Source organism: Streptomyces sp. Go-475, from assembly GCF_003330845.1.
Taxonomy (GTDB): domain Bacteria; phylum Actinomycetota; class Actinomycetes; order Streptomycetales; family Streptomycetaceae; genus Streptomyces.
On sequence record NZ_CP026121.1, the window covers coordinates 2,822,262 to 2,846,946 of the forward strand.

17 protein-coding genes, 2 tRNA genes and 3 pseudogenes are annotated in these 24,685 nt (G+C 69.9%); 4 read left to right on the forward strand and 18 right to left on the reverse strand.

The features are described from left to right. Positions 1–39 precede the first annotated feature (39 nt). The 10 genes and pseudogenes from rodA to C1703_RS39650 all read right to left on the reverse strand — a co-directional run. On the reverse strand, positions 40–1,242 hold the full coding sequence (gene rodA / locus C1703_RS12910; protein ID WP_114252462.1) for a rod shape-determining protein RodA: 1,203 nt from the start codon (positions 1,240–1,242) through the stop codon (positions 40–42). Further along, entirely contained in the window at positions 1,239–3,485 is a 2,247-nt protein-coding gene (mrdA, locus tag C1703_RS12915; RefSeq protein WP_114252464.1) for a penicillin-binding protein 2, read from the reverse strand. The genes rodA and mrdA overlap by 4 nt, the downstream gene beginning before the upstream one ends. Positions 3,486–3,625: 140 nt before the next feature. Beyond that, a complete protein-coding gene (mreD, locus tag C1703_RS12920) occupies positions 3,626–4,300 on the reverse strand; it encodes a rod shape-determining protein MreD (protein WP_114252466.1) in 675 nt (224 codons plus the stop codon). A 13-nt stretch (positions 4,301–4,313) separates the two neighbouring features. Further along, positions 4,314–5,261: a rod shape-determining protein MreC gene (mreC, locus tag C1703_RS12925; RefSeq protein WP_114252468.1), complete on the reverse strand. Its 948-nt coding sequence runs from the start codon at positions 5,259–5,261 to the stop codon at positions 4,314–4,316. 143 nt (positions 5,262–5,404) lie between these two features. Next, positions 5,405–6,424: a rod shape-determining protein gene (locus tag C1703_RS12930; protein WP_006133575.1), complete on the reverse strand. Its 1,020-nt coding sequence runs from the start codon at positions 6,422–6,424 to the stop codon at positions 5,405–5,407. A gap of 265 nt (positions 6,425–6,689) precedes the next feature. Next, complete coding sequence (gene ndk / locus C1703_RS12935; RefSeq protein WP_114252470.1) at positions 6,690–7,103, reverse strand: nucleoside-diphosphate kinase; 414 nt, start codon at positions 7,101–7,103, stop codon at positions 6,690–6,692. Between the two features lie 66 nt (positions 7,104–7,169). After that, the gene (locus C1703_RS12940; RefSeq protein ID WP_114252472.1) at positions 7,170–7,526 is read right to left on the reverse strand and encodes a DUF4233 domain-containing protein; all 357 of its coding nucleotides are present in this window, start codon (positions 7,524–7,526) and stop codon (positions 7,170–7,172) included. A 6-nt stretch (positions 7,527–7,532) separates the two neighbouring features. Then, positions 7,533–9,056 (reverse strand): folylpolyglutamate synthase/dihydrofolate synthase family protein, encoded by a 1,524-nt coding sequence (locus C1703_RS12945; RefSeq protein WP_114252475.1) that lies wholly within the window; start codon positions 9,054–9,056, stop codon positions 7,533–7,535. 162 nt (positions 9,057–9,218) lie between these two features. Next, on the reverse strand, positions 9,219–11,843 hold the full coding sequence (locus C1703_RS12950) for a valine--tRNA ligase (protein WP_114252477.1): 2,625 nt from the start codon (positions 11,841–11,843) through the stop codon (positions 9,219–9,221). Positions 11,844–12,056: 213 nt separating this feature from the next. Further along, a pseudogene (locus C1703_RS39650) lies at positions 12,057–12,208 on the reverse strand (RNA-guided endonuclease TnpB family protein); the annotation flags it as partial. Between the two features lie 151 nt (positions 12,209–12,359). Between C1703_RS39650 and C1703_RS12960 the strand changes: the two are divergent. Continuing rightward, a pseudogene (locus C1703_RS12960) lies at positions 12,360–13,331 on the forward strand (hypothetical protein); the annotation flags it as partial. Positions 13,332–13,399: 68 nt separating this feature from the next. Here the strand turns inward: C1703_RS12960 and clpX are convergent. The 5 genes from clpX to C1703_RS12985 all read right to left on the reverse strand — a co-directional run bounded on the left by clpX (position 13,400) and on the right by C1703_RS12985 (position 18,286). Continuing rightward, entirely contained in the window at positions 13,400–14,686 is a 1,287-nt protein-coding gene (gene clpX, locus C1703_RS12965) for an ATP-dependent Clp protease ATP-binding subunit ClpX (protein WP_010041898.1), read from the reverse strand. Positions 14,687–14,867: 181 nt separating this feature from the next. Beyond that, positions 14,868–15,575, reverse strand: a complete 708-nt coding sequence (locus tag C1703_RS12970) for an ATP-dependent Clp protease proteolytic subunit (RefSeq protein ID WP_114252479.1) — start codon at positions 15,573–15,575, stop codon at positions 14,868–14,870. 110 nt (positions 15,576–15,685) lie between these two features. After that, on the reverse strand, positions 15,686–16,291 hold the full coding sequence (locus C1703_RS12975) for an ATP-dependent Clp protease proteolytic subunit (RefSeq protein WP_031114129.1): 606 nt from the start codon (positions 16,289–16,291) through the stop codon (positions 15,686–15,688). Between the two features lie 336 nt (positions 16,292–16,627). Then, positions 16,628–18,016: a trigger factor gene (gene tig, locus C1703_RS12980; RefSeq protein WP_114252481.1), complete on the reverse strand. Its 1,389-nt coding sequence runs from the start codon at positions 18,014–18,016 to the stop codon at positions 16,628–16,630. A 193-nt stretch (positions 18,017–18,209) separates the two neighbouring features. Continuing rightward, positions 18,210–18,286, reverse strand: a tRNA-Pro gene (locus tag C1703_RS12985). Between the two features lie 167 nt (positions 18,287–18,453). Between C1703_RS12985 and C1703_RS12990 the strand changes: the two genes are divergently transcribed. Together C1703_RS12990 and C1703_RS12995 are read left to right on the forward strand one after the other, a co-directional pair. After that, a tRNA-Gly gene (locus C1703_RS12990) sits at positions 18,454–18,527 on the forward strand. 37 nt (positions 18,528–18,564) lie between these two features. Continuing rightward, positions 18,565–18,794, forward strand: a pseudogene (locus tag C1703_RS12995) (ASCH domain-containing protein); the annotation flags it as partial. A 32-nt stretch (positions 18,795–18,826) separates the two neighbouring features. Here the strand turns inward: C1703_RS12995 and C1703_RS13000 are convergent. Continuing rightward, complete coding sequence (locus tag C1703_RS13000; RefSeq protein WP_114252483.1) at positions 18,827–21,067, reverse strand: serine/threonine-protein kinase; 2,241 nt, start codon at positions 21,065–21,067, stop codon at positions 18,827–18,829. Between the two features lie 94 nt (positions 21,068–21,161). Further along, positions 21,162–21,356, reverse strand: coding sequence for a hypothetical protein (locus C1703_RS13005; RefSeq protein ID WP_003990237.1), 195 nt, complete (start codon positions 21,354–21,356; stop codon positions 21,162–21,164). A 622-nt stretch (positions 21,357–21,978) separates the two neighbouring features. On the opposite strand from C1703_RS13005, the gene C1703_RS13010 reads away from it, so the two are divergent. Next, the gene (locus tag C1703_RS13010) at positions 21,979–23,160 is read left to right on the forward strand and encodes an acyltransferase family protein (RefSeq protein ID WP_114252485.1); all 1,182 of its coding nucleotides are present in this window, start codon (positions 21,979–21,981) and stop codon (positions 23,158–23,160) included. Positions 23,161–23,259: 99 nt separating this feature from the next. Here the strand turns inward: C1703_RS13010 and C1703_RS13015 are convergent, their stop codons facing one another. Continuing rightward, positions 23,260–24,681 (reverse strand): DUF6177 family protein, encoded by a 1,422-nt coding sequence (locus C1703_RS13015; protein ID WP_114252487.1) that lies wholly within the window; start codon positions 24,679–24,681, stop codon positions 23,260–23,262. Positions 24,682–24,685: the final 4 nt, after the last annotated feature.

Below are 24,685 nucleotides of genomic sequence, written 5' to 3' on the forward strand. Positions count from 1 at the left end.
CCGGACAGCGGGGCGGCAGGGGGCCGCCCCGCCCGATGTTCACGCCGACATCGGTCTCTGCACCCGGATCGACTGCAACAGACCGACCGCTATCCACACGGCGAACATCGACGAACCGCCGTACGACACGAACGGCAGCGGCAGGCCGGTGACCGGCATGATGCCGAGCGTCATGCCGATGTTCTCGAACGTCTGGAAGGCGAACCAGGCGACGATGCCGGCGGCCACGATCGTGCCGTACAGGTCGCTCGTCTCCCGGGCGATCCGGCAGGCCCGCCACAGCACGATGCCGAGCAGCAGGATGATCAGGCCGCCGCCGAGGAAGCCCAGCTCCTCCCCCGCCACTGTGAAGACGAAGTCCGTCTGCTGCTCGGGGACGAACTGTCCGGTGGTCTGCGAGCCGTGGAAGAGGCCCGAGCCGGTCAGTCCGCCGGAGCCGATGGCGATGCGGGCCTGGTTGGTGTTGTAGCCGACGCCGGCCGGGTCGAGTTCGGGGTTGGCGAAAGCGGCGAAGCGGGCGATCTGGTAGTCGTCGAGCACGCCGAGCTGCCAGACGGCGATCGCGCCGGCCGCGCCCGCGCCCAGCAGGCCGAACACCCACCGGTTGGTGGCGCCGGAGGCGAGCAGCACACCGAGCACGATGATGACCATGACCATGACCGACCCGAGGTCGGGCATGAGCATCACGATCAGCATGGGCACGGCGGCCAGGCCCAGCGCCTGCATGACCGTGCGGTGGTCGGGGTACTGCTTGTCGCCCGCGTCGACCCGGGCCGCCAGCAGCATCGCCATGCCCAGGATGATCGTGACCTTCACGAACTCCGAGGGCTGGAGGGAGAAGCCGCCGGGGAGCTTGATCCAGGAGTGGGCGCCGTTGATCGTGGAGCCGAGCGGCGTGAGCACCAGCAGGATCAGCAGCACCGACAGGCCGTACAGGATCGGCACGGCCGTGCGCAGGCCGCGGTGGCCGAGCCAGATGGTGCCGGCCATCAGGGCGAGGCCGATGCCGGTGTTCAGCAGGTGCCGGATGAGGAAGAAGTACGGGTCGCCCTGGTTCAGCTCCGTGCGGTTGCGGGTCGCCGAGTAGACCAGCAGCGTGCCGAGCAGCGACAGGGCCAGCGCCGACAGCAGGATCGGCCAGTCGAGCCGCCGCGTGACCGAGTCACGGGCGAGGAGCCGCGTCCAGCCGGTGCGCTCGGGCCCGTAGCCGGAGACCTGGAAGCTGTTCACACCGCCGGTCATGTCGGCAACCTCCGGCTTCCCCGCCGGCGCCGGCGCCTTCGGGTGTCACGGTTCTCCGGCGTCGGCGGGGCCGCCGTCGCCGGCTGGAGCGGGTCGGCCGGGGCGTTCGGGTCCTTCTTCTTGGCCTGCTGGTCCTTGGCCGGGTCCTTGGAGATCTTCGGGGAGGCGATGGTGCCGTCCGTCTTGACCTTCGGCAGGGCCTTCTCCGGTGTGGGCAGCAGCGCCTTCTTCGGGTCGATGTCGCCGTCCTCGGAGACGCCGTACAGCGCGTTGTAGATGTTGCGGACGGCGGGGCCCGAGGCGCCGGAGCCCGTACCGCCCTGGGAGATCGTCATGACGATCGAGTAGTCCTTGGTGTACGTGGCGAACCAGGAGGTCGTCTGCTTGCCGTAGACCTCGGCCGTTCCCGTCTTGGCGTGCATCGGGATCTTGTCCTGCGGCCAGCCGCCGAACCTCCAGGCGGCCGTACCGCGGGTGGCGACTCCCGCGAGGGCTTCGTCTATCTCGTTGCGCGTCTTCTGGCTCATCGGCAGCTTGCCGTGCGCCTTGGGCTTGATCGGTGTGACCGTCTTGCCGTCGGCGCTGATGACGGCCTTGCCGACCGAGGGCGTGTACATCGTGCCGCCGTTGGAGATGGCGGCGTAGATGGTGGCCATCTGGATGGGCGTGACGAGCGTGTCGCCCTGGCCGATGGAGTAGTTGACGGAGTCACCGGCGCGCATGCGGTTGCCTTCGAGGCAGTTCTCGTAGGCGATCTTCTCGGCGTAGCTGCCGTTGCGCTTGCCGGTGCGGCACCAGGCGTCCTTGTTGGCCTTCCAGTAGTCCAGCTTCCACTTGCGGTCGGGGACGCGGCCGGTGACCTCGTTGGGCAGGTCGATGCCGGTCTCCTTGCCGAGGCCGAACTGGTGGGCGGTCTTGTAGAACCAGTCGTTGGCGTTCTTCTTCGGCTTCGTGCCGCCGTCCTTCTTCCACTCCTCGTGGGAGAGCCGGTAGAAGACCGTGTCGCAGGAGACCTCCAGGGCGCGGCCGAGGCTGATCGGGCCGTATCCCTTGGACTCGAAGTTCTTGAAGACCTGGCCGCCGATGGAGTACGAGCTGGAGCACTGGTAGGGGCCGTTGAAGGAGTAGCCCGCGTTGACGGCGGCGGCCGTCGGGATGACCTTGAAGATGGAGCCGGGCGCCGACTGGCCCTGGATGGCGCGGTTGAGCAGCGGGTAGTTGGACTTCTTGCCGGTGAGCCGCGCGTAGTCCTTGGCGGAGATGCCGCCCACCCAGGCGTTCGGGTCGTACGTCGGGTTGGAGGCCATGGCGACGACGCGGCCGGTCTTGGCCTCCATGACGACGACGGCGCCGGAGTCCGCCTTGTAGTTGGTGCCGGTGTTCCGGTCGTGCTGCTTGCGGGCCTCCTTCATGGCCTCGTTCAGCTGGTACTCGGCGATCCGCTGGACGCGGGCGTCGATGCTGGTGACGAGGTTGTCACCGGGGTGGGCCGGGTCGGCCTCGGCCTGGCCGATGACGCGGCCGAGGTTGTCGACCTCGTAGCGCGTGACGCCGGCCTTGCCGCGCAGCTGCTTGTCGTACTGGCGCTCCAGGCCCGAGCGGCCGACCTGGTCGGAGCGCAGGTACGGCGAGTTGGTGTTCTGCGCCTGCTTGATCTCCTCGTCGGTGACCGGCGAGAGGTAGCCGAGGACCTGGGCGGTGTTGGCCTTGCCCGGGCTCGGGTAGCGGCGCACGGCCTCCGGCTCGGCGGTGATGCCGGGGAAGTCCTCGGCGCGCTCGCGGATCTGCAGGGCCTGCTTGGGCGTGGCCTCGTCGGTGATGGGGATGGGCTGGTAGGGCGAGCCGTTCCAGCAGGGCTGGGGCGTCTCGGCGTCGCACAGCCGGACCTTCTCCATGACCTCCTTGGGGGTCATGCCCAGGACTCCGGCGAGCTTGGTGAGGACGTCCTTGCCGTCGTCCGGCATCTTCAGCAGGTCGGTGCGGGACGCGGAGACGACCAGTCTGGTCTCGTTGTCGGCCAGGGCCACTCCGCGCGCGTCCAGGATCGAGCCGCGTACGGCCGGCTGGACGACCTGCTGGACGTGGTTCCCGGACGCCTCCTTGGCGTACGCGGCGCCCTCACGGATCTGGAGGTACCACAGGCGTCCGCCCAGGGTGAGGAGCAGGGAGAGGACGAGGACCTGGATGACGACGAGCCGGATCTGGACCCGTGGGTTCCGGCCGGTCTCGGGAATGTTGGTCACTGCGGCTGCCTCCCCCTCTCAGTGCGCGTTCGGGTGGGTGATGACGACGGATGATCGACGGGCGGTGACGAGTGGTGAACGGTCGGCCCACGCCCCGTCGTTCCGACCGGACCGATCCGTTCGGGTGAACTTCGCCGCGTTCACAGCCGCTTGACCCCCTTGATGCGCCCGGCCCGCGCCATCCGGGCCCGGGCCGCCTTCACCCGCAGGCCGTTGCGCTGGCTGCCGATCCTCAGGCCGGTGCCGCCGGCGAGCCAGCCGGAGGAGATGTCCGTGGCCTTGGCGGCGGCCGACGTGGACTCGGCCAGCGGATCGTTCTCCGCACGCCGGGCCAGGGCCATCACCCCAGGCACCACGAACGGGGCGAGCAGCAGGTCGTACAGAGCGGCCGTGAACAACAGGCTGCCCAGGCCCACATGGCGGGCGGCGGTGTCGCCGACGAGGGCGCCGACACCGGCGTACAACAGGGTCGAGCCGACCGCGGCGGCGACCACCACGACCATCGGGCCGGTGGCGGACTTCAGCTGGCCCGTCTCCGGCTTCACCAGGCCGGCGAGATAGCCGATGACGCACAGCACGAGGGCGTACCGCCCGGCGGCGTGGTCGGCGGGCGGGGCCAGGTCGGCGAGCAGGCCCGCGGCGAAGCCGACGAGGGCGCCGCCGACATGCCCGTACACCAGCGCGAGGCCGAGGACGGTCAGCAGCATCAGGTCGGGCACCGCGCCCGGCAGATGGAGGCGGGCGAGGACGCTCACCTGGATCACCAGGGCGACGACGACCAGGGCGGACGAGAGCAGGATCCGGTTGACGCGCATGGGGTGACAGCTCCTACTGCTCTTGCTGGTTCTGGCCGTCTGCGGGCGCCTCGGCGGACGGCGTCACGGTCACCGTCACCGTCGGCCTCGGGGTGGGCTTGGGCTTGGGCGGGAGCACCGTGTCGCGGGGGTCCTTCTTCGGGGCCTCGACGACGACGCCGACGATGTCGAGCTTGGTGAAGCTCGCGTACGGCGTGACGTACAGCGTGCGGGTCAGGCCGCCGCCGGAGGGGTCGACGCGGGAGACCACGCCGACGGGCACGCCGGGCACGAACGGCCGGTCGGCCTGCGAGCCGAAGGTGACGAGGCGGTCGCCCTTCTTCACCTCGGCCTTGCCGTTGAGGAGTTCGACGCGCAGCGGACGGTCGCCCTGCCCGGAGGCGAAGCCCAGTTCGTCGCTGGCCTCCATGCGCGTGCCGACCGTGAAGTCGGGGTCGCTGGCGAGCAGGACCGTCGCGGTGTTGGGCCCGACCGTGGTGACCCGGCCGACCAGCCCGTCGCCGTTCAGGACGGTCATGTCGCGCTTGATGCCGTCGTTGGCGCCGACGTCGATGGTGATGGTCCAGGAGAAGCCCTGCGCCGCTCCTATGGCGATGACCTCCGCGCCCTTGATGCCGTACTGGCCCTGCCCGGCGACCTTCAGCATCTTGTCGAGCTGCTTGAGGCGGCTGCGGGCGCGGTCGTCGCTGCCGAGCCGGGCCTTCAGGGCCGCGTTCTCCTCCTCCAGCGCGGCGAGCCGGTCGTGCCGCTCGCCGGAGTCACGGATGGCGGAGACCGCGTTGCCGACCGGGTCGACCGCGGCCGACACACCGCTCTCGATCGGGCCGAAGACCGTGGCCGCGGCCTGCCGGGCACCGTCGACGGGCGAATCCTCCCCACCGCGGATGTCCACCGTGATCAGAGCGAACGCGATGGCGATCAGCAGCACCAGGAGCAGCCGGCTCTCTCGTGTGTCCCTCACGTGCGGCGGCCGTGCCTTCCTCATCGGAATTCGGGAAGCCCCAGGGAAAACCGAGGGGCTGCTTTGTGGGAGCTTATGCAGCTGTATCAACGATCCGCCGCACGAGAGGAGATCGTCCCGTACGGCGGAATCGAAGAGTTACGTCATCTGCGCGGCTGGGCGTCCAGCACCTGCTGCAGCGCCTCGAACTCCTCGACGCACTTGCCGGACCCGAGCGCCACGCTGTCCAGGGGGTCCTCGGCGATGTGGATCGGCATCCCGGTCTCCCGGCGCAGCCGCTCGTCCAGGCCCCGCAGCAGCGCTCCGCCGCCGGTCAGAACGATTCCTCGGTCCATGATGTCGCCGGACAGCTCCGGCGGGCACTTGTCGAGGGTCGTCTTGACGGCGTCGACGATGGCGTTGACCGGCTCCTCGATCGCCTTGCGGACTTCGGCCGCGGAGATGACGACGGTCTTCGGCAGCCCGGAGACCAGGTCCCGGCCGCGGATTTCGGTGTGCTCGTCGGTGTCGAGGTCGTACGCCGAACCGATCGTGATCTTGATCTGCTCGGCCGTCCGCTCACCCAGCAGGAGCGAGTACTCCTTCTTGATGTGCTGGATGATCGCGTTGTCCAGTTCGTCGCCCGCCACCCGGATGGACTGGGCGGTGACGATGCCGCCGAGGGAGATGACCGCGACCTCCGTCGTGCCGCCGCCGATGTCGACCACCATGTTGCCCGTGGCCTCGTGGACCGGCAGGCCGGAGCCGATGGCCGCGGCCATGGGCTCCTCGATGATGTGCACCTGGCGGGCGCCGGCCTGGGACGACGCCTCGATGACGGCACGGCGCTCGACGCCCGTGATGCCCGAGGGCACACAGACGACGACCCGCGGACGAGCCAGATACCGCCGCTTGTGGATCTTCAGGATGAAGTAGCGGAGCATCCGCTCGGTGATCTCGAAGTCGGCGATCACGCCGTCCTTCAGCGGACGAACGGCAACGATGTTGCCGGGCGTGCGCCCGATCATCTTCTTCGCTTCGGCGCCGACCGCGAGGATGCCACCGGTGTTGGTGTTGATCGCGACGACGGACGGCTCGTTGAGTACGATCCCGCGACCCCTGACGTACACCAGCGTGTTGGCGGTCCCGAGGTCGACAGCCATGTCACGGCCGATGAACGACATTGAGTTCCCCATCAGGATTCGTCTGGCCTTCCCACTAGCTTTTGAGGGCTTTTCAGGTAGGCAAAGGTGGGTGCTGTGACGTGAAGGCTTCCATCGTAGACGCGCCTTCGCGAACACTGCGGGAGGGTCTCCGCCATTGTCAGCAGATGCCGCACGGGTTCGCTTGTGGAGACGGGCGTTCGGGGAGCATCGTTCCCTCGATCGCCACGCATATGCCGGAAAAGTCTGGGAGCGGTGCTCCCAGACTTCGCCGGTCCTTCGCCCTTTACGCGCGACCCGGGAAGAAGATCTTCACCTCGCGCTCGGCGGACTCCTCGGAGTCGGAGGCGTGGATCAGGTTCTCCCGGACGATCACGCCGTAGTCGCCGCGGATGGAGCCGGGCGCGGCGGCGATCGGGTCGGTCGGCCCGGCCAACTGGCGCAGCCCCTCGATGACCCGCTCACCCTCGACGATCATCGCCACGACCGGCCCGGAGGCCATGAACTCCACCAGCGGCTCGTAGAAGGGCTTGCCCTTGTGCTCGCCGTAGTGCTGCTCCAGCGTGTCCTGGTCCAGGGTGCGCAGCTCCAGCGCGGTGATCGCCCAGCCCGCCTTGCGCTCGATGCGGCTGATGATCTCGCCGGTCAGGCCACGACGGACGGCGTCGGGCTTGAGGAGGACGAGGGTGCGCTGGCTCACGACGGGCTCCTTATGCGTCAAGGTTGTGCGGGTGGGACGAGATTACCCGGCGTGTCGGGCCGCCTGTTACACAGCGTCAGGTGTGGAGGAGCCGGCCTGGGCCGCGAATCTCGCCTTCGCCTCGTCCACCTTCCGCCCGTAGTGCACCGACGCCCACCACAGGGCCGCGAAGACCACGCCCAGGAAGAACATCATGGGCACGGCGAAGCCCGACGCGATGAGCGCGATCTGCAGCGCCCAGCCGAGCACCACCCCGCCCGGGCGCGTCACCAGTCCGCACAGCACCAGGCACAGGAACATCGCGACGCCGCTGACCGTCCACACGGTCGTCATGGACAGGTCGGGGTCCTTCATGGCGACCAGCCCGGCGAAGCCGATGATGAAGAACTCGCCGATCAGCGTCGAAGAACAGAGCGTACGCACGGGATGTCAGCCCTTCCCCAGGAGCAGTCGGGCCTCGCCGACGGTGATGACGGAACCGGTGACGAGCACGCCGCCGCCCGCGAACTCGCCCTCCTCCTCGGCCAGCGTGATCGCGGCCTCCAGCGCGTCGGGCAGCCGCGGTTCGACCTGGACGCGGTCCTCGCCGAACACCTCGACGGCGATGCCGGCCAGCTCGTCGGCGTCCATCGCGCGGTGGCTGGAGTTCTGCGTGACGACGACCTCGGCGAACACCGGCTCGAACGCCTCCAGCAGCCCCCGTACGTTCTTGTCGCCGCTCGCGCCGACGACACCGATGAGGCGGCTGAACTGGAACGCCTCCCCGATCGCGTCGGCCGCGGCCCGGGCACCCGCCGGGTTGTGGGCGGCGTCGAGCACGACGGTCGGCGACCGGCGCACGACCTCCAGCCGGCCCGGGGAGGCGACGGCGGCGAACGCCTTGCGGACCGTGTCCAGGTCCAGCGGGTCGGGCCGCTGCGCGCCGACGCCGAAGAACGCCTCGACGGCGGCGAGCGCCACGGCCGCGTTGTGCGCCTGGTGCGCGCCGTGCAGCGGCAGGTACACCTCGGTGTACTCGCCGCCGAGGCCGCGCAGCGTCAGCAGCTGCCCGCCGACGGCCACCTGCCGGTCCACGACGCCGAACTCCAGGCCCTCGCGGGCCACGGTCGCGTCCACCTCGACGGCCTTCTTCAACAGCACCTGCGCCGCCTCGACCGGCTGCTGCGCCAGGATGACGGTGGCGTCCTGCTTGACGATGCCGGCCTTCTCCGTGGCGATCTCGGCGTGCGTGGTGCCGAGCCGGTCGGTGTGGTCGAGGTCGATGGGCGTGACGACGGCGACGTCACCGTCGATCACGTTCGTGGCGTCCCAGGAGCCGCCCATGCCGACCTCGACGACGGCGACGTCCACGGGGGCGTCGGCGAAGGCCGCGTACGCCATGCCGGTGAGCACCTCGAAGAAGGACAGCCGGTACTCCTGCGCGGCGTCGACCATCTCCACGTACGGCTTGATGTCCTGGTACGTCTCGATGAACCGCTCGGGCGAGATGGGGGCGCCGTCCAGGCTGATGCGCTCGGTGATCGACTGCACGTGCGGCGAGGTGTAGCGGCCGGTGCGCAGCTCGAAGGCGCCGAGCAGGGCCTCGATCATGCGGGCCGTGGAGGTCTTGCCGTTGGTGCCGGTGATGTGGATCGACGGGTACGACCGCTGCGGCTCCCCGAGCACGTCCATCAGCGCGGCGATGCGGCTGACGGAGGGCTCCAGCTTGGTCTCGCCCCAGCGCGTGGCGAGCTCCGCCTCGACCTCACGCAGGGCCTTGTCCACCTCGGGGTCGGCGGGCCGGGTGGGGATGTCGGCCTCCGGGGGGCCGCCCTGGGTGCGCAGGGTCCGGCTGCCGGCTTCGATGACCGCGAGGTCGGGGTCGCGGGTGGTTTCCTCCGCGATGATCTCGTCGAAGGTGTTGAGGGGGTCGGGCTGGTCGTCGGCGCTGTGGTCTGGAGGGAGCTCGCTCACGGGGCCCAGTCTACGGAGGGGCAGTGACATTGGCCGGGGGTGGTTTGTGTCGTCGCGTGTGTGCGGGTTCGTCGTGGCTTGTCGCGCAGTTCCCCGCGCCCCCGAACTGCGTGAAGGCCCCCGCGCTGACGAGCACGGGGGCCTTCACGACCGTACGGACGACTACGCCTGCGGCAGGCGTTCCAGCTGTGCCTGGATGCGGGCGATGTCCTCCTCCGCCTTGGTGAGGCGGGTGCGGATCTTGTCCACGACGTGGTCGGGGGCCTTCGACAGGAACGCCTCGTTGCCGAGCTTGGCGTTCGCCTGGGCCTTCTCCTTCTCGGCCGCGGCGAGGTCCTTCGCGAGGCGCTTTCGCTCCGCCGCCACGTCGATCGTGCCGGAGAGGTCGAGGGCGACCTGGGCACCGGCGACCGGCAGGGTCGCCGTGGCCGTGAAGGCGTCGCCCTCCGGCTGGAGACGGAGGAGCTGGCGGATGGCGGCCTCGTGGGGCGCGAACGGCGTGCCGTCCAGGGTGAGGCGGGCCGGGACCCGCTGGCCGGGCTGGAGGCCCTGGTCGGCGCGGAAGCGGCGGACCTCGGTGATGACCGACTGGAGCGACTCGATCTCGCGCTCTGCGTCGGCGTCGCGGAAGCCGCTGTCCTCCGGCCAGTCGGCGATGACGACCGACTCGCCGCCGGTGAGCGTGGTCCACAGCGTCTCCGTGACGAACGGGACCACCGGGTGCAGCAGCTTCAGCGTGACGTCGAGGACCTCGCCGAGGACGCGCTTGCTGACCTCGGCCGCCTCGCCGCCCGCCTGGAACGTCGTCTTGGACAGCTCGACGTACCAGTCGAAGACCTCGTCCCACGCGAAGTGGAACAGGGAGTCGGACAGCTTCGCGAACTGGTAGTCGTCGTAGTACGCGTCGACCTCGGCGACGACCGAGTTCAGGCGGGAGAGGATCCAGCGGTCCGTCGCGGACATCTTCGACGGGGCCGGCAGCGGGCCGTCGACCGTCGCGCCGTTCATCAGCGCGAAGCGCGTCGCGTTCCAGATCTTGTTGGCGAAGTTGCGCGAGCCCTGGACCCAGTCCTCGCCGATGGGGACGTCGACGCCGGGGTTGGCGCCCCGGGCGAGGGTGAAGCGCAGGGCGTCGCTGCCGTACTTGTCCATCCAGTCCAGCGGGTTGACCGCGTTGCCGAAGGACTTCGACATCTTCTTGCCGAACTGGTCGCGGACCATGCCGTGCAGGGCGATGGTGTGGAACGGCGGGGTGCCGTCCATCGCGTACAGGCCGAACATCATCATCCGGGCGACCCAGAAGAAGAGGATGTCGTAGCCCGTGACCAGGACGGAGTTCGGGTAGAACTTCGCGAGCGACTCGGTCTGCTCGGGCCAGCCGAGCGTGGAGAACGGCCACAGGCCCGAGGAGAACCAGGTGTCGAGGACGTCGGTGTCCTGACGCCAGCCCTCGCCGCTCGGCGGCTCCTCGTCGGGGCCGACGCAGACGACCTCGCCGTCCGGGCCGTACCAGACCGGGATGCGGTGGCCCCACCACAGCTGGCGCGAGATGCACCAGTCGTGGAGGTTGTCGACCCAGTCGAAGTAGCGCTTCTCCATCTCCTGCGGGTGGATCTTGACCCGGCCGTCGCGGACAGCGTCACCGGCCGCCTTGGCCAGCGGGCCGACCTTGACCCACCACTGCATGGACAGGCGCGGCTCGATGGTGGTCTTGCAGCGCGAGCAGTGGCCGACGGAGTGGACGTAGGGCCGCTTCTCGGCGACGATCCGGCCCTCGGCGCGCAGGGCCGCGACGATCGCCGACCGCGCTTCCAGCCGGTCCAGGCCCTGGAAGGGGCCGTGGGCGGTGATCACGGCGTGCTCGTCCATGATCGTCAGGGCGGGGAGGTCGTGGCGCTGGCCGATCTCGAAGTCGTTCGGGTCGTGCGCCGGGGTGACCTTGACGGCACCCGTGCCGAACTCCGGGTCGACGTGCTCGTCCGCGACGACCGGGATGGAGCGGTCGGTCAGCGGCAGCTTGACCAGCTTGCCGACCAGGTGCTTGTAGCGCTCGTCCTCGGGGTGGACGGCGACGGCCGTGTCACCGAGCATGGTCTCGGCGCGGGTGGTGGCGACGACGATGGTGTCGTCCCCGTCGCCGTACTTCATGGAGACGAGCTCGCCGTCGTCGTCCTGGTACTCGACCTCGATGTCGGAGATCGCGGTCAGGCACCGGGGGCACCAGTTGATGATGCGCTCGGCGCGGTAGATCAGCTCGTCGTCGTAGAGCCGCTTGAAGATGGTCTGGACGGCCTGGGACAGGCCCTCGTCCATGGTGAACCGCTCGCGCGACCAGGCGACGCCGTCGCCGAGGCGCCGCATCTGGCCGCTGATCTGCCCGCCGGACTCGCCCTTCCACTGCCAGACCCGCTCGACGAAGGCCTCACGCCCCAGGTCGTGCCGGGACTTGCCCTCCTTCGCCAGCTCCCGCTCGACGACGTTCTGCGTGGCGATGCCGGCGTGGTCCATGCCGGGCTGCCACAGCGTCTCGTACCCCTGCATCCGCTTACGGCGGGTCAGGGCGTCGATGAGCGTGTGCTCGAAGGCGTGCCCGAGGTGCAGGCTGCCCGTGACGTTCGGCGGCGGGATGACGATGGTGTACGGCGGCTTGTCGCTCTTCTCGTCCGCCTCGAAGTAACCCCGCTCTACCCAGCGCTCGTACAGCGGCCCCTCTACGTCGGCCGGCGCGTACTGGGTCGGCAGGTCGGTGCTGGGCGCTGGTGGCTGCTGCTGAGCGTTCTCGGTCACGGGGGTCAGTTTAGAGGTGTCTCTCTTCCGTCCCGAAACGCGTTTGCTTTTTGACGTGCTCCCTGGCCCGAGGTCCGGGAGCTGCCTGCTTCACCGCGATGTGCCGGGACTCTCCTCCTGGTCTTACCGGCGCTCCACGAGGCGTAGAGGGTCTCCGCCCGCCCGGCGGCGACGATTCGGTGTCCTTCGAAGAGAGAAGGCGTTGGTGTTGAGGCGGATCGACTGCCGGGTGTCCTTCTTCGACTTGTACCGGGGCGGCCCACCCTCCTACCCCGCCGCTTTCCGGTGCAGCTGTCGAAGAAGTTCTTGTAGGCGATGTCGAGATCTCGAAGGGACTGTTGTAGGACGACCGCCGAATTGCGCACGGCGGGAGCAGATGCGTTCGAAGGCTTGAGGGCGGCACACGCGCCCTCATGCATGCGCCTGTGGCCGCCCTCGCACTTCGCCGCCTCCTGCGGCGGAGCACTGCCGGAGATCCCCCGCGTGAATACCAGGACGTCTGCAAGGATCCCGTAACGGCCGGGGCCCCGCTGCCATGCACACGGCGGGCAGCCCCAGCAGCCCGGACCGTACGGCCAGCCGGGTCCGTACGGCCAGCCGCCGCAGGCGCCCCAGCCCGGCTACGGCTACCCCCAGCAGGCCCCTCCGCCCCAGCCGGGTTACGGCTACCCGCAGCAGCCCCCGCAGGGCGTCCCGCCGCAGCCGGGGCCCTACGGCCAGCAGCCCCCGTACGGTCAGCAGCCGCAGCCGCCCTACGGCCAGGCCCCGTACGGCATGCCGCCCCAGCCCCCGGCCCCGGGCGGCGGCAAGAAGAAGACCGGCATCGTCATCGGCGCCGTGGCCCTCGTGGCGGCGATCGGCGTCGGCGCGTACTTCGTGATCGGCGGGGGTGGCGGCGCGGGCTCCCTGGAGGACGACGGGCCGCACAAGCTGGCCACGCCGGCGAAGGTGCTGAGCGAGTACAACCGCGTCACGAAGGACGGGGCGACCGCCGGCGACGAGTCCGCCAAGGAGCTGGAGAAGAGCGGCGTCAAGAACGGCAAGTCGGTGCTGGGCTCCTACTCCACCGTGGACCCCACCAAGTACGACCCCTCCGACCCGTCCTCGGCCGCCACGCTGGCGACGGCCAGGAGCGTGCAGTTCTTCGGCGTCTACGGTGAGGTCTCCGACCCGGAGGCGGCCCTGGACACCTTCTTCGCCAACTTCAAGAAGTCGGCCGAGGAGGACTCCTCCAGCAGCGGAGGCGGCAAGACCGAGCTGATCGGCGAGCCCGAGGAGGCCGACCTCGACGGCGCGGTCATGAAGTGCCAGGCGCTCAAGGGCGAGAACCTGATGACCAAGAAGGAGCAGACAAACTGGTTCTGCGCCTGGGCCGACTACAGCACGATCGCCGTCGTCTCCTCGGGTGACGCCACCAAGGAGACCACCAAGGACGCGGCTGTCGACATCACCACCAAGATCCGCCCGGAGATCCGCGTCAAGGCCTGATCAGGCTCGACCGACAAGAGGAAGGGCCCCGGTCGGCGACCGGGGCCCTTTCCTCTACGTCTGCCGTGTCACGCCGTCTTCTGCTCGCCCGGACCGCGACCGCGCGCGTCCCGCGGGATCAGCGTCGGGTTGACGTTCGACTGGACGACGTCCGCCGTGATGACGACCCGGGCCACGTCCTTGCGGGACGGGACCTCGTACATCACGCCCTGGAGGACCTCCTCCATGATGGCCCTGAGGCCACGCGCTCCGGTCTGGCGGAGGATGGCCTGGTCGGCGATGGCCTCCAGCGCCTCGCGCTCGAAGTCCAGCTCCACACCGTCGAGTTCGAAGAGGCGCTGGTACTGCTTGACGAGCGCGTTGCGCGGCTCGACGAGGATCTGCAGCAGCGCCTCGCGGTCCAGGTTGTGGACCGAGGTGATGACGGGGAGGCGGCCGATGAACTCGGGGATCATGCCGAACTTGACCAGGTCCTCCGGCATGACCTCCTGGAACTGGTCCTTGGACTCCATCTCGCGCTTGGAGCGGATCTGCGCGCCGAAGCCGATGCCCTTGGCGCCGGCCCGGGACTCGATGATCTTCTCCAGTCCGGCGAAGGCACCGCCCACGATGAACAGCACGTTCGTCGTGTCGATCTGGATGAACTCCTGGTGGGGGTGCTTGCGGCCGCCCTGCGGAGGCACCGAGGCCGTGGTGCCCTCCAGGATCTTCAGCAGGGCCTGCTGGACGCCCTCGCCCGAGACGTCGCGCGTGATGGAGGGGTTTTCACTCTTCCTCGCGACCTTGTCGATCTCGTCGATGTAGATGATCCCGGTCTCGGCCTTCTTGACGTCGTAGTCGGCCGCCTGGATCAGCTTGAGCAGGATGTTCTCGACGTCCTCGCCGACGTATCCGGCCTCCGTGAGGGCCGTGGCGTCGGCGATCGCGAAGGGGACGTTCAGCATGCGCGCGAGGGTCTGCGCGAGGAGGGTCTTGCCGGAGCCCGTGGGGCCGAGCAGGAGGATGTTGGACTTCGCCAACTCGATGGCGTCGTCACGGCCGTTCGCCCCGCCGTTCTCACCGGCCTGGACGCGCTTGTAGTGGTTGTACACCGCTACGGACAGGGCTTTCTTGGCGGCCTCCTGGCCGACCACGTAGCCCTCGAGGAACTCGTAGATCTCGCGCGGCTTCGGGAGTTCCTCCCAGCGGACCTCGCTGGTCTCCGCCAGCTCTTCCTCGATGATCTCGTTGCAGAGATCGATGCACTCGTCGCAGATGTACACACCGGGCCCTGCGATGAGCTTCTTGACCTGCTTCTGGCTCTTGCCGCAGAACGAGCACTTGAGCAGATCGCCGCCGTCACCGATGCGTGCCACGGTGTGCTTCCCCTTCGCCTGGGAGACTCCTGGACGTCGACGTCCAGCGGACTCCTGGTGCTGCCTTATGTCCGACGGTACCTTGCCGGGCCCCCCGTTCGGGCCCCCCTTGGCGCGGTTCGCTTTGACGTGAACCGAGCCAAACCGTGCCAAGGGGCGGCAGACGATACAGCCTCTCGCCTCAGCGAAGGCTCGAGTTGTCCATCTTCCGGGTGGTGATGATCTGGTCGATCAGCCCGTAGTTCAGCGCGTCCTCGGCCGTGAGGATCTTGTCGCGCTCGATGTCCTCGCGGATCTTGTCGATCGCCTGGGTGGAGTGCTTGGCCAGCATCTCCTCCAGCTGCGTGCGCATCCGGAGGATCTCGTTGGCGGCGATCTCCAGGTCGGACACCTGGCCGCGGCCGGTCTCGCTGTACGGCTGGTGGATCAGCACGCGCGCGTTCGGCAGGGCCATGCGCTTGCCGGGCGTGCCGGCGGCGAGCAGGACGGCGGCGGCGGAGGCCGCCTGGCCCATGCAGACCGTCTGGATGTCCGGCTTGACGTACTGCATCGTGTCGTAGATCGCCGTGAGCGCCGTGAAGGAGCCGCCGGGGCTGTTGATGTAGACCGAGATGTCCCGGTCGGGGTCCATCGACTCCAGGCACAGCAGCTGCGCCATGACGTCGTTGGCGGAGGCGTCGTCGATCTGGACGCCGAGGAAGATCACGCGCTCCTCGAAGAGCTTCGCGTACGGGTCGTACTCGCGAATGCCCTGGGAGGTGCGCTCGACGAAGCGCGGGATGACGTAGCGGGACTCGGCCTGCGGGCCGGTGTAGCGGCCCTGCGAGGCGCTCATGTCCTGCACGGCCTGCATACGGTCGTAGATCCCGCGGCCGGGGAATGCGTTCACGGTGTCTCCTGAAAGGGGCTGAGGCGGTCGGCTGGGGCTGCTGGGGCGTCCCGGGGCCCTCACGGGCCCGGGCGGGGTCCTACGGGGCTCGTGGAGCCTCCTGGGACCTCTCAGGCCCCGGTGCCGCCGCCGCCCGGCATACCGGCGGCCGTGGCGATCACGTCGTCGATGAGGCCGTACTCCTTGGCCTCGAAGGCGTCGAACCAGCGGTCGCGGTCCGAGTCGCGGGTGATCTGCTCGACCGTCTGGCCCGTGTGCTGGGCGGTGAGCTCGGCCATGCGCTTCTTGGTGTGCAGCAGCCGCTCGGCGTGGATCTTGATGTCCGAGGCCGAGCCGGCCAGGCCGGCGGAGGGCTGGTGGATCAGGATCTCGGCGTTCGGCAGCGCGAAGCGCTTGCCGGGGGTGCCCGCGCTGAGCAGGAACTGGCCCATCGAGGCCGCGAGGCCCATGGCGATCGTCACCACGTCGTTCTTGATGTACTGCATGGTGTCGTAGATCGCCATGCCGGCCGTGATCGAACCGCCGGGGCTGTTGATGTACAGGTAGATGTCCTTGTCGGGGTCCGAGGCAAGGAGCAGCAGCTGTGCGGTGATCTTGTTCGCGATGTCGTCGTCGACCGGCTGGCCGAGGAAGATGATCCGCTCGTTGAGCAGCCGGTTGTAGACCTGGTCGCCGAGGCCACCACCGATGGAAGGCTCGCCGGCGGCTGAAGGCATCAGATTCGTCACGTATCCACCTGCTCGTCTTACGACGGCGCCGGGCCGTCTCACGTGTTCCCTGCGGGGCGGGAGCCGTATCGGAGACTCCACTGCCCTGGTATTCATGGACCCTAACGCGCGGGTCCCTTCGGGGAATCCCGGAGATGGGGGTGTTCGCCGGGGGCGTAGCGCTGCGCGGCTTCGGCGGGGTGGTTCTTGTCCGTCGGCGGCTGCGGGTACGTCGTGGTTGGTCGCGCAGTTCCCCGCGCCCCTGGGGTGCGCTGCCCCCGAGGGCAGCAAGAAGGCCCTGGGGCACGCCCCAGGGCCTTCTCATGAACTCACCGGTGCCGGGGCTCAGCCCTCGGTCTTCTCCTCGGCGGACTCGGCCGGGGTCTCCTCGGCCGTGGCCTCGACGGACTCGGTCTCGTCCTCTTCGTCGTCGAGGTCGATGATCTCGCCGTTGGTGTCCTTGACCGTGGCCTTCTCGACCACGACGGCCAGGGCCTTGCCGCGGGCGACCTCGCCGACCAGGAGCGGAACCTGGCCGCCCTCGACGACCGCCTGGGCGAACTGGTCGGGGGACATGCCGGAGGAGGCCGCGCGGCGCATGAGGTGCTCGGTGAGCTCCTCCTGGTTGACGTTCAGCTTCTCCTGCTTGACCAGCTCGTCGAGGACGAACTGGGTCTTGATGCCCTTGACCGCGGCCTCACGGGTCTCGGTCTCGAACTCCTCCTCGCTCTTGCCCTGGATCTCCAGGTACTTCGCGAGGTCGAGGCCCATCTGGCCGAGCTGGTGGTGCTCCAGGTTGTGCTTGCGGGTGTTGATCTCGTCCTCGAGCAGCTTCTCGGGGACGGGCACCTCGACGAGCTCCAGCAGCTTCTCCAGGACGCGCTCCTGGGCCTGCGTGGCCTGGTCGTACTGCTTCATGTTCTCCAGGCGCTTGCGGCTGTCGGCGCGCAGCTCCTCGAGGGTGTCGAACTCGGAGGCGAGCTGCGCGAACTCGTCGTCCAGCTCGGGGAGTTCCCGCTTGGCGACCTGGGTGACCTTGACGGTGACCTCGGCCTCCTTGCCGGCCGCCGAGCCGCCCTTGAGCTCGGAGGTGAAGGTGGCCTCGCCACCGGCCTCGAGGCCCTTCACGGCGTCGTCGATGCCGTCCAGCAGCTCACCGGAGCCGATCGTGTAGGAGACGCCGTTGGCGACGCCGTCCTCGAGGACCTCGCCGTCGACCTTGGCCTCCAGGTCGATCGTCACGACGTCGCCGTCCTCGGCGGCGCGCTCGACCGGGGCGGTGGAGGCGAAGCGCTCGCGCAGCTCCTCGACGGCCTTGTCGACGTCCTCGTCGGTGACCTCGACCGCGTCGACCTCGACCTCGATGCCGGAGTAGTCCGGGATCTCGATGGCGGGGCGGACGTCGACCTCGGCGGTGAAGTTCAGCGTCTCGCCGTCCTTCAGCTCCGTGATGTCGACCTCGGGCTGGCCCAGCGGGCTGAGCTCGGCCTCGTTGACCGCGTCGGTGTAGAACTTCGGAAGCGCGTCGTTGACGGCCTCCTCCAGCACGGCACCGCGGCCGAACCGCTGGTCGATGACCCGGGCCGGGACCTTGCCCTTGCGGAAGCCCTTCACCGTGACCTGCTGGTTGATCTTCTTGTACGCCGCGTCGAGGCTGTCCTTGAGCTCCTCGAAGGGCACCTCGACAGTGAGCCGAACCCGAGTCGGGTTCAGGGTCTCCACGGCGCTCTTCACGGTTCGGTCTCCTTGTGGCTGACTTCTTGGGTTCTGCCGGGGCCAGAGCGGCCCGGCGGATTTCGCCGCCCGGAGGACTTCAGACGATGAGACACACGGGCGTGCAGCTTGCATAGTAACGGCAGCGACTACACCGCCCAAAAGGCGATCACGCGAGTGACCGGGAGACGATCACGGGACATGATCGGCTGGCTGGTCGGGGTGGCGGGATTTGAACCCACGGCCTTCCGCTCCCAAAGCGGACGCGCTACCAAGCTGCGCCACACCCCGTCTGGTGCGACACGTAGGGTACATGCCGACAGGCGGTGCGGCCGCCGCATTTCCACGGGGCCGGAACCGCGTCGGGCCGGGGGGCCGGAATGCGGTGTGCGACGGAGGGGGCCGACCCGCTACGATGCCTTCAGTGCCGCGGTCTTCCGACCTGCGGCGCGCGCTGTGCGGGCGTAGCTCAATGGTAGAGCCCTAGTCTTCCAAACTAGCTACGCGGGTTCGATTCCCGTCGCCCGCTCCATACGGCTCAGGGCCAGGCCGGAGGATCCTTCCTCCGCCTGGCCCTGATCGTTTTCCGGCGCGTGGCCGGTCCGGTGTGCCGGGTGGGTCGTTACGGTCCCCTGCGCGACCGGCTCGTGGACGCGGTCCTCGATGGTTCCAAGACCTCCACGACGGGGCTCCTCGTCGACTACGAGCACGCGGGAGAGCCCTTGCCGGAGGGCGGGCCGCGGTCGGTCGTCGTCGACTCGGACGATCGTCGGTCGGGGTGATCGAGGTGACCGGCGTGCCCTGGGCGAGCCCGGTCGTCGCCGGCCTCCGTCACAGGTCGCGGACGTCCACCGTGTAGACGGAGCGGATGCCGTAGGGGACGTACAGGGCGTCGCCGGCCAGGACGAGGGGGGCGCCGGTGGGGAAGAAGGCGCTGTCGATGCTGCCGCCGTCGTCCCGGCCGGGTCGGGTGGCCTCGACCCTGCCGGTTCTGGTGTCCAGGGCCGCGAGGCGGCCGTTGGGGGACGACAGGTACAGGCGGGTGTCGGTGACCGTCGGTGTGCCCTGCCGTTCGACGGTGGAGTTGCTCTCCCACAGCAGGCGTCCGTTCCGCGGGGAGACCGCCCGCACGCTGCCGCTGGACTGGGTGAAGTACAGGGTGCCCTTCGCCAGGTGCGCCACGGCCGCGTCCGGCTGCTGCGCGGAGAGCCGTACGGTCGTGACGGCGCGGGTGGAGGTGTCGATCCGGGTCAGGTCGCGGTGCTCGCCGAGCTTCCCCGCGAGCACCAGGCGCCCCTGGTCCTCCCCCAGGAGGTTCAGGGCGCCCTTCGCACGGACCGTCCAGCGGGGTCTGCCGGTGGCCGGGTCGAGCTGGGCCACGCTGGTGCGGGCCTCGCTCGGCCGGTCCTCGTCGGTGACGCAGACGAGGTAGGGGTGGGCGGCCGCGCTGTCCAGGACGCAGGTGTGGGCCACGCCGGGCAGCGGGCGCCGCCAGCGGACCTCGCCGTCGTCGGTGCCGATCAGGGCGTAGGACTCGCCCTGGGCGCCGTAGACCGTGATCAGGCCCTCGGGGACGGCGGTGGCCGCGCCGTGGTCGCTGTTGGGCGCGAGGGCGCTGGGGCCCTCGCCGGTCACGGTCCGCCAGAGGACCTTTCCGGTGTCCGCGGCCAGGGCCTGGACCGTGTAGCGGGTGACGGGCTCGCCGGTGGGGAGGGTGCCCCGGTCGTCGGCGCCGTAGGCGTAGACGCGGCCGTCGCCGGTGCCGAGGATGGCGCCCTCGTCGGAGAAGTTGTCGCCGGGTGTGGGGTCGACGGGCAGGGTCCAGGTGTTGCGGCCGTCGGCGAGGGCGAAGCGGGCTGCCATGAGGTCGTCGCCGGCGCAGACCAGGGAGGCGTCGACGGCGGCGCAGTTCCGGAAGGTCGTGCCGGCGCCGCCGGCGCCCTTGGCCTTGGCGGACCAGGGCCGCCAGCCGTCGGGGAGGTCGGCGGCCGGGGTTTCGCGGGCGGGCGGTTCGGGGTCCCAGGTGAGGGCGAGGGTGGTGGCCGCGAACACGGCGAGGACGGCACCGAGGGCGGCCGCGGCCAGCAGGTAGCGGCGTCTGCGGCGGCTCGGGGCCTGGTCGGGCGCGGGCTCCGGGGCGGGCTCCGGGCCGGGGCGGGTCAGGCGGGCCAGGGTGTCGCCGGGCACGGCGTCCTTCGGCTGTGTGGGCCTGGGGTCGACGGATCCGGGCCCGGTGATCCCGGGCCGGGGGCCTGCCTGGGCGAGGCCGTCGCGCAGCAGGGCCAGGAGTTCGTCCGGGGTGGCGCGCGACTTGGGGTGCTTCTTCAGGCAGACGGAGACGAGGGGCAGCAGTTCGTCGGGTACGCCGGACAGGTCGGGGTCGCCCTCGACGACCCGCAGGGCGGTCTCGTAGGGGCTCGGGCTGTCGAAGGGGCCGCGGCGGGTGGCGGCGTAGGTGAGGACCGAGCCGAGGGAGAAGATGTCGGCGGCCGGGCCGACGTCCTGCGGGGACGCGAACTGCTCCGGCGACATGAACGGCGGCGTGCCCATCACGCGGCCGGTCTGGGTGAGGGCGTCGGAGGCGGCGAACTCGGCGGCGCGGGAGATGCCGAAGTCGATGACGCGGGGGCCGTCCTCGGCGAGCATCACGTTGGCCGGCTTCAGGTCACGGTGGACGACTCCGGCGCGGTGGATGTCGCGCAGCGCCTCGGTGAGACCGGCGGCGAGTTCGCGCAGGCGGGGCAGCGGGAGCGGGCCGTGCTCGCGGACGTGGATGCCGAGGTCCGCGCCCGGTATGTAGAGGGTGGCCATCCAGGGGCGCGGCGCGTCGGCGTCCGCGTCCACGACGGGGGCCGTGAAGGCGCCGCTGACCCGGCGGGCGGCGGCCACCTCGCGGCGGAAGCGGATGCGGAACTCGTCGTCGTCGGCGTACTGGCCGTGCACCACCTTGACCGCGAGGCGCCGGCCGGAGGCGGAGCGGGCCAGGTAGACCACGCCCATGCCGCCGGAGCCGAGGCGGTCCTCGATGCGGTAGCCGCCCACCTCCGCGGGATCAGAGTCGCGCAGCGCCATCCCCGTACGTTCCCCCCGTCACGCACCGTCCTGTGGTCGGGGCGAGCGTATCCGCCCCTGCCGGGGCTCCCCGGGGTGGGGGCGCACCCTCCCGTCAGAAGCTGATGGAGTTGATGGTCTCCGCTATCGAGTTGAGGAACCGCTGGATGTCGTCGGCCATGCCGGTCGAGGCGAGGAAGAAGCCGAAGAGGACCGCCACGATCGCGGGACCCGCCTTGATGGAGCCGCCTCTCAGCAACACCACAAGGATGATCGCCAACAGCAGCACCACAGACAGTGAAATGGCCACAACTGATCACACCCTCGGTCGGTCCGCTCTCCCGGCCCGGCGATGCGACCCCGCGCACCCCCGCCAGAACCATCGTGCCACCAACGTGGCCGGGCTATGCGGCCGGTGACGCATCGACCACACCGGTGTCGTCCGGCGGCCGCGTGCGCCGCGCGTGTGCGGGGCCCGACGGCGGGGACTCGTACGGCAATTCGACGGACCACCCGCGCAGGGAATTCAGCCGAATCGTTTCCGTCTCCACACAACGCGTTCGCAGCTATTTCGAATTGTTGCCACAGACTCACCAACCACCCTGCGGACAGGGCCCGAAGACTAACGGAAGCGGACATTCCACTGGAGTCGCCTGCTGGTCTTATGCGTCGCTTAGTCCGGAAGTATCACGACAAGTAGGGGCAGCGGAGGATCCCAATCCGCTGGTGGGCGTGTGTCGGTCATCACGCCGACCGCGACGTCAACTACCTGAAATCCGGGGTACCCAGAGCGAATAGCCAGGAATCACGTCCGGCGTTTTACGAATAGCCGCAGGGAACGCTAGGGTGCCTCAGATGTTCCACGCTGCCTCGTCCCCCGTAAGCGCAGCGAGGTCCCGGATCGTCTCCCCGAGCTCCCGGTGGGAGGGTCTGTGACGAACTCGCTGCGACCGAACGGCGACCGCAAGGCGCCACTTCCCCCGGCCCGGTCATCGGCCGACGGAGTGCCGAGCCCTCGCTCGCCGCAAAGCCCGCAGAAGAAGCAGAACGGCAAGCAGCGCGACGCGTTCTTCGACAACGCGAAGTACCTCGCGATCGTGCTGGTGGCCATGGGCCACGCCTGGGAGCCGCTCAAGGGCGACAGCCGGATACTCGAGGCCGCGTACCAGGTCGTCTACGCGTTCCACATGCCGGCGTTCATCATCATCTCCGGCTACTTCTCGCGCAGTTTCGACATGCGGCCCGACCGGCTCAAGCGCCTGATCACGGGCGTCGCCGTGCCGTACATCGTCTTCGAGACGGCCTACCCGCTCTTCAAGCGGTGGATCGACAACGATCCGCACCAGGAGATCAGCCTCCTCGACCCCTGGTACCTGACCTGGTTCCTGTGCGCGCTGTTCGTCTGGCGGCTGACCACGCCCATCTGGAAGCTGGCGCGCTGGCCGCTGCCGCTCGCGCTCGGCATCGCCATGCTGGCGACCGTCAGCCCGTCGATCGGCGACGACCTCGACCTCCAGCGCGTCCTGCAGTTCCTGCCGTTCTTCGTGCTGGGCCTGTCGATGAAGCCGGAGCACTTCCACATGGTGCGCCGCCGTTCGGTGCGGATCGCGTCGGTGCCCGTCTTCGCGGCGGCGCTGGCCGTCAGCTGGTGGGCGGTGCCGCGCATGAACACCGCGTGGTTCTACCACCGCGACTCCGCGCAGGAGCTGGGTGCCCCGTGGTGGACCGGCCCGGTCATGGTGCTCGCGCTGTTCGGCTGCTCCCTGGTGCTGACCGCGTGCTTCTTCGCCTGGGTGCCGCGCCGCCACATGTGGTTCACCGCGCTCGGCGCCGGCACGCTCTACGGCTACCTGCTGCACGGCTTCCTGGTGAAGGCCGGCGACTACCAGGGCTGGTTCGAGGCGGCCTGGCTGCACCAGCCGGCCGGTGAGATCCTCGTGACCCTCCTCGCGGCGGCCGTCGTGACCGTGCTGTGCACCAAGCCGGTGCAGCGCGTGTTCCGCTTCGCGATGGAGCCGAAGATGGAGTGGGCCTTCAAGCGGGACGCGGCCGAGCTCGCCCGCGAGCGCCAGAGCGCCGAGCGGCGCGAGCGCGAGAAGGCGGCCGTGGGCTGACCGGCACTGGAACGCACGTACGCAGGGCCCGCACTCGTCGAGTGCGGGCCCTGCGGCTGTCCTGAGGCGGCGGCTGCTCGCTTGTCCTGCGGGCGGTGGCTATTCGCCCTTCAAGTGCCTCATCAGACGCTCGAAGTCCTGCCAGCCCGACAGGTCCGACGGGTCGCCCCGGAACGGGTAGTACAGGGCCGGGCGGGTCTTCGGGCCCAGTTCCCGCGGCGCCTCGGGCAGCGGTGTGCGGCGGGCCCGGTCGCCCGGCATCTGGCGGACCTCCTCGGCGCCCAGCACGAACGCGAAGGGCACGCCGGGGCCTTCGAAGCGGGCCGGGACGGACAGGTCGCGGCGGGCCCGGCGGATCTGGACCAGCATCGACTGGAGGTCGTGCCGGGTGGCGAGGCTCTCCGCGGCGGCGGCCACGGCGTCCGTCGGGATCCGCTCCCCCGGTCCGTAACCGAAGGCCAGGGTCACGTCCTCCTCCACGCCGCCCTTCGTCCGGGTGATGCGCACCGTCGCCAGGCCCGGCCGCTCCGGCGTGCCGACGACCACCAGCCAGGTCGGCTCGGGCGCCCGCTCGTGGGCGACGTCGGTCAACTGCCGCAGCGACCAGGGGAGGTTGGCCGGCTCCTCGGTGCCCCAGCCCGCCGGCGGCTCACCCGTGACGTCCCGCCAGACGGCTTCCACGGCACCGCCGAGGACGAGCCGGTCGTCGGCCGGGTGGACGGTGCGGAAGGAGATCGCCAGCTGGCGTTCGCCCGTGTCCTGGATGCCCTCCTGGAAGGAGGCGGCGACGGGGGTGCGCGGGTCCTCCGGAGTCGCCTGCGGTGACTCGACCGTCACGAACATGCCGTTGCTCCACTGGAGGACCGCGCCGGACAGACCGTCGTAGTAGCCGTCCCGGTCGTCCTGCACCACCCAGCGGGAGGGCCAGCCCGGCAGGCTGCTGCGCACCGCCGGAGAGAGACGGGTCCCCGCGGGGGTGACGATCTGGAGTCCCAGCCCGGCGTTGGCGGCGGCGCGGAAGGCGTCCGACAGCCAGGCCGTCATCGCGACGACGGGACGGTCCTGGATGACGACGGCGACCTTGTCGGTGAGCACGTCCACGGCCGGCTGGGCGGCGGCCGGCGCCGGCGCCACCGTCATGCCGTCCGTCTTGACCACGGCCATCGACCAGGCGGCCTGCGGCGGCCAGGCCGTGCCGCCGACCAGCGTGGCGATGCGGGCGGCGAACGTCCCGGCGAGTTCCTCGGCCTCCTGGACGCCGGTGGTGGCCCGGGCCTCGGTCCACCAGTACGGCACCTCCGGCTCCTGGGCGCCGAGCAGCCGCTCGGCCTCTCCCCTGACCTGCACGAGCAGCGGCGCTTCGACGGAGACGAGCGGGCGGCCCTGCTGGTCGCAGAGCTGCACCACGGCTCCTTCGCCCTCGGCGCCCGCCAGCAGGTCCGGCCCGCCGGAGAGCAGGCCGGCGAGCACGCTCAGCGGGTCGGGCATCTTCTTCGTGAGGGCGATGACATCCTTCGTCACGCGT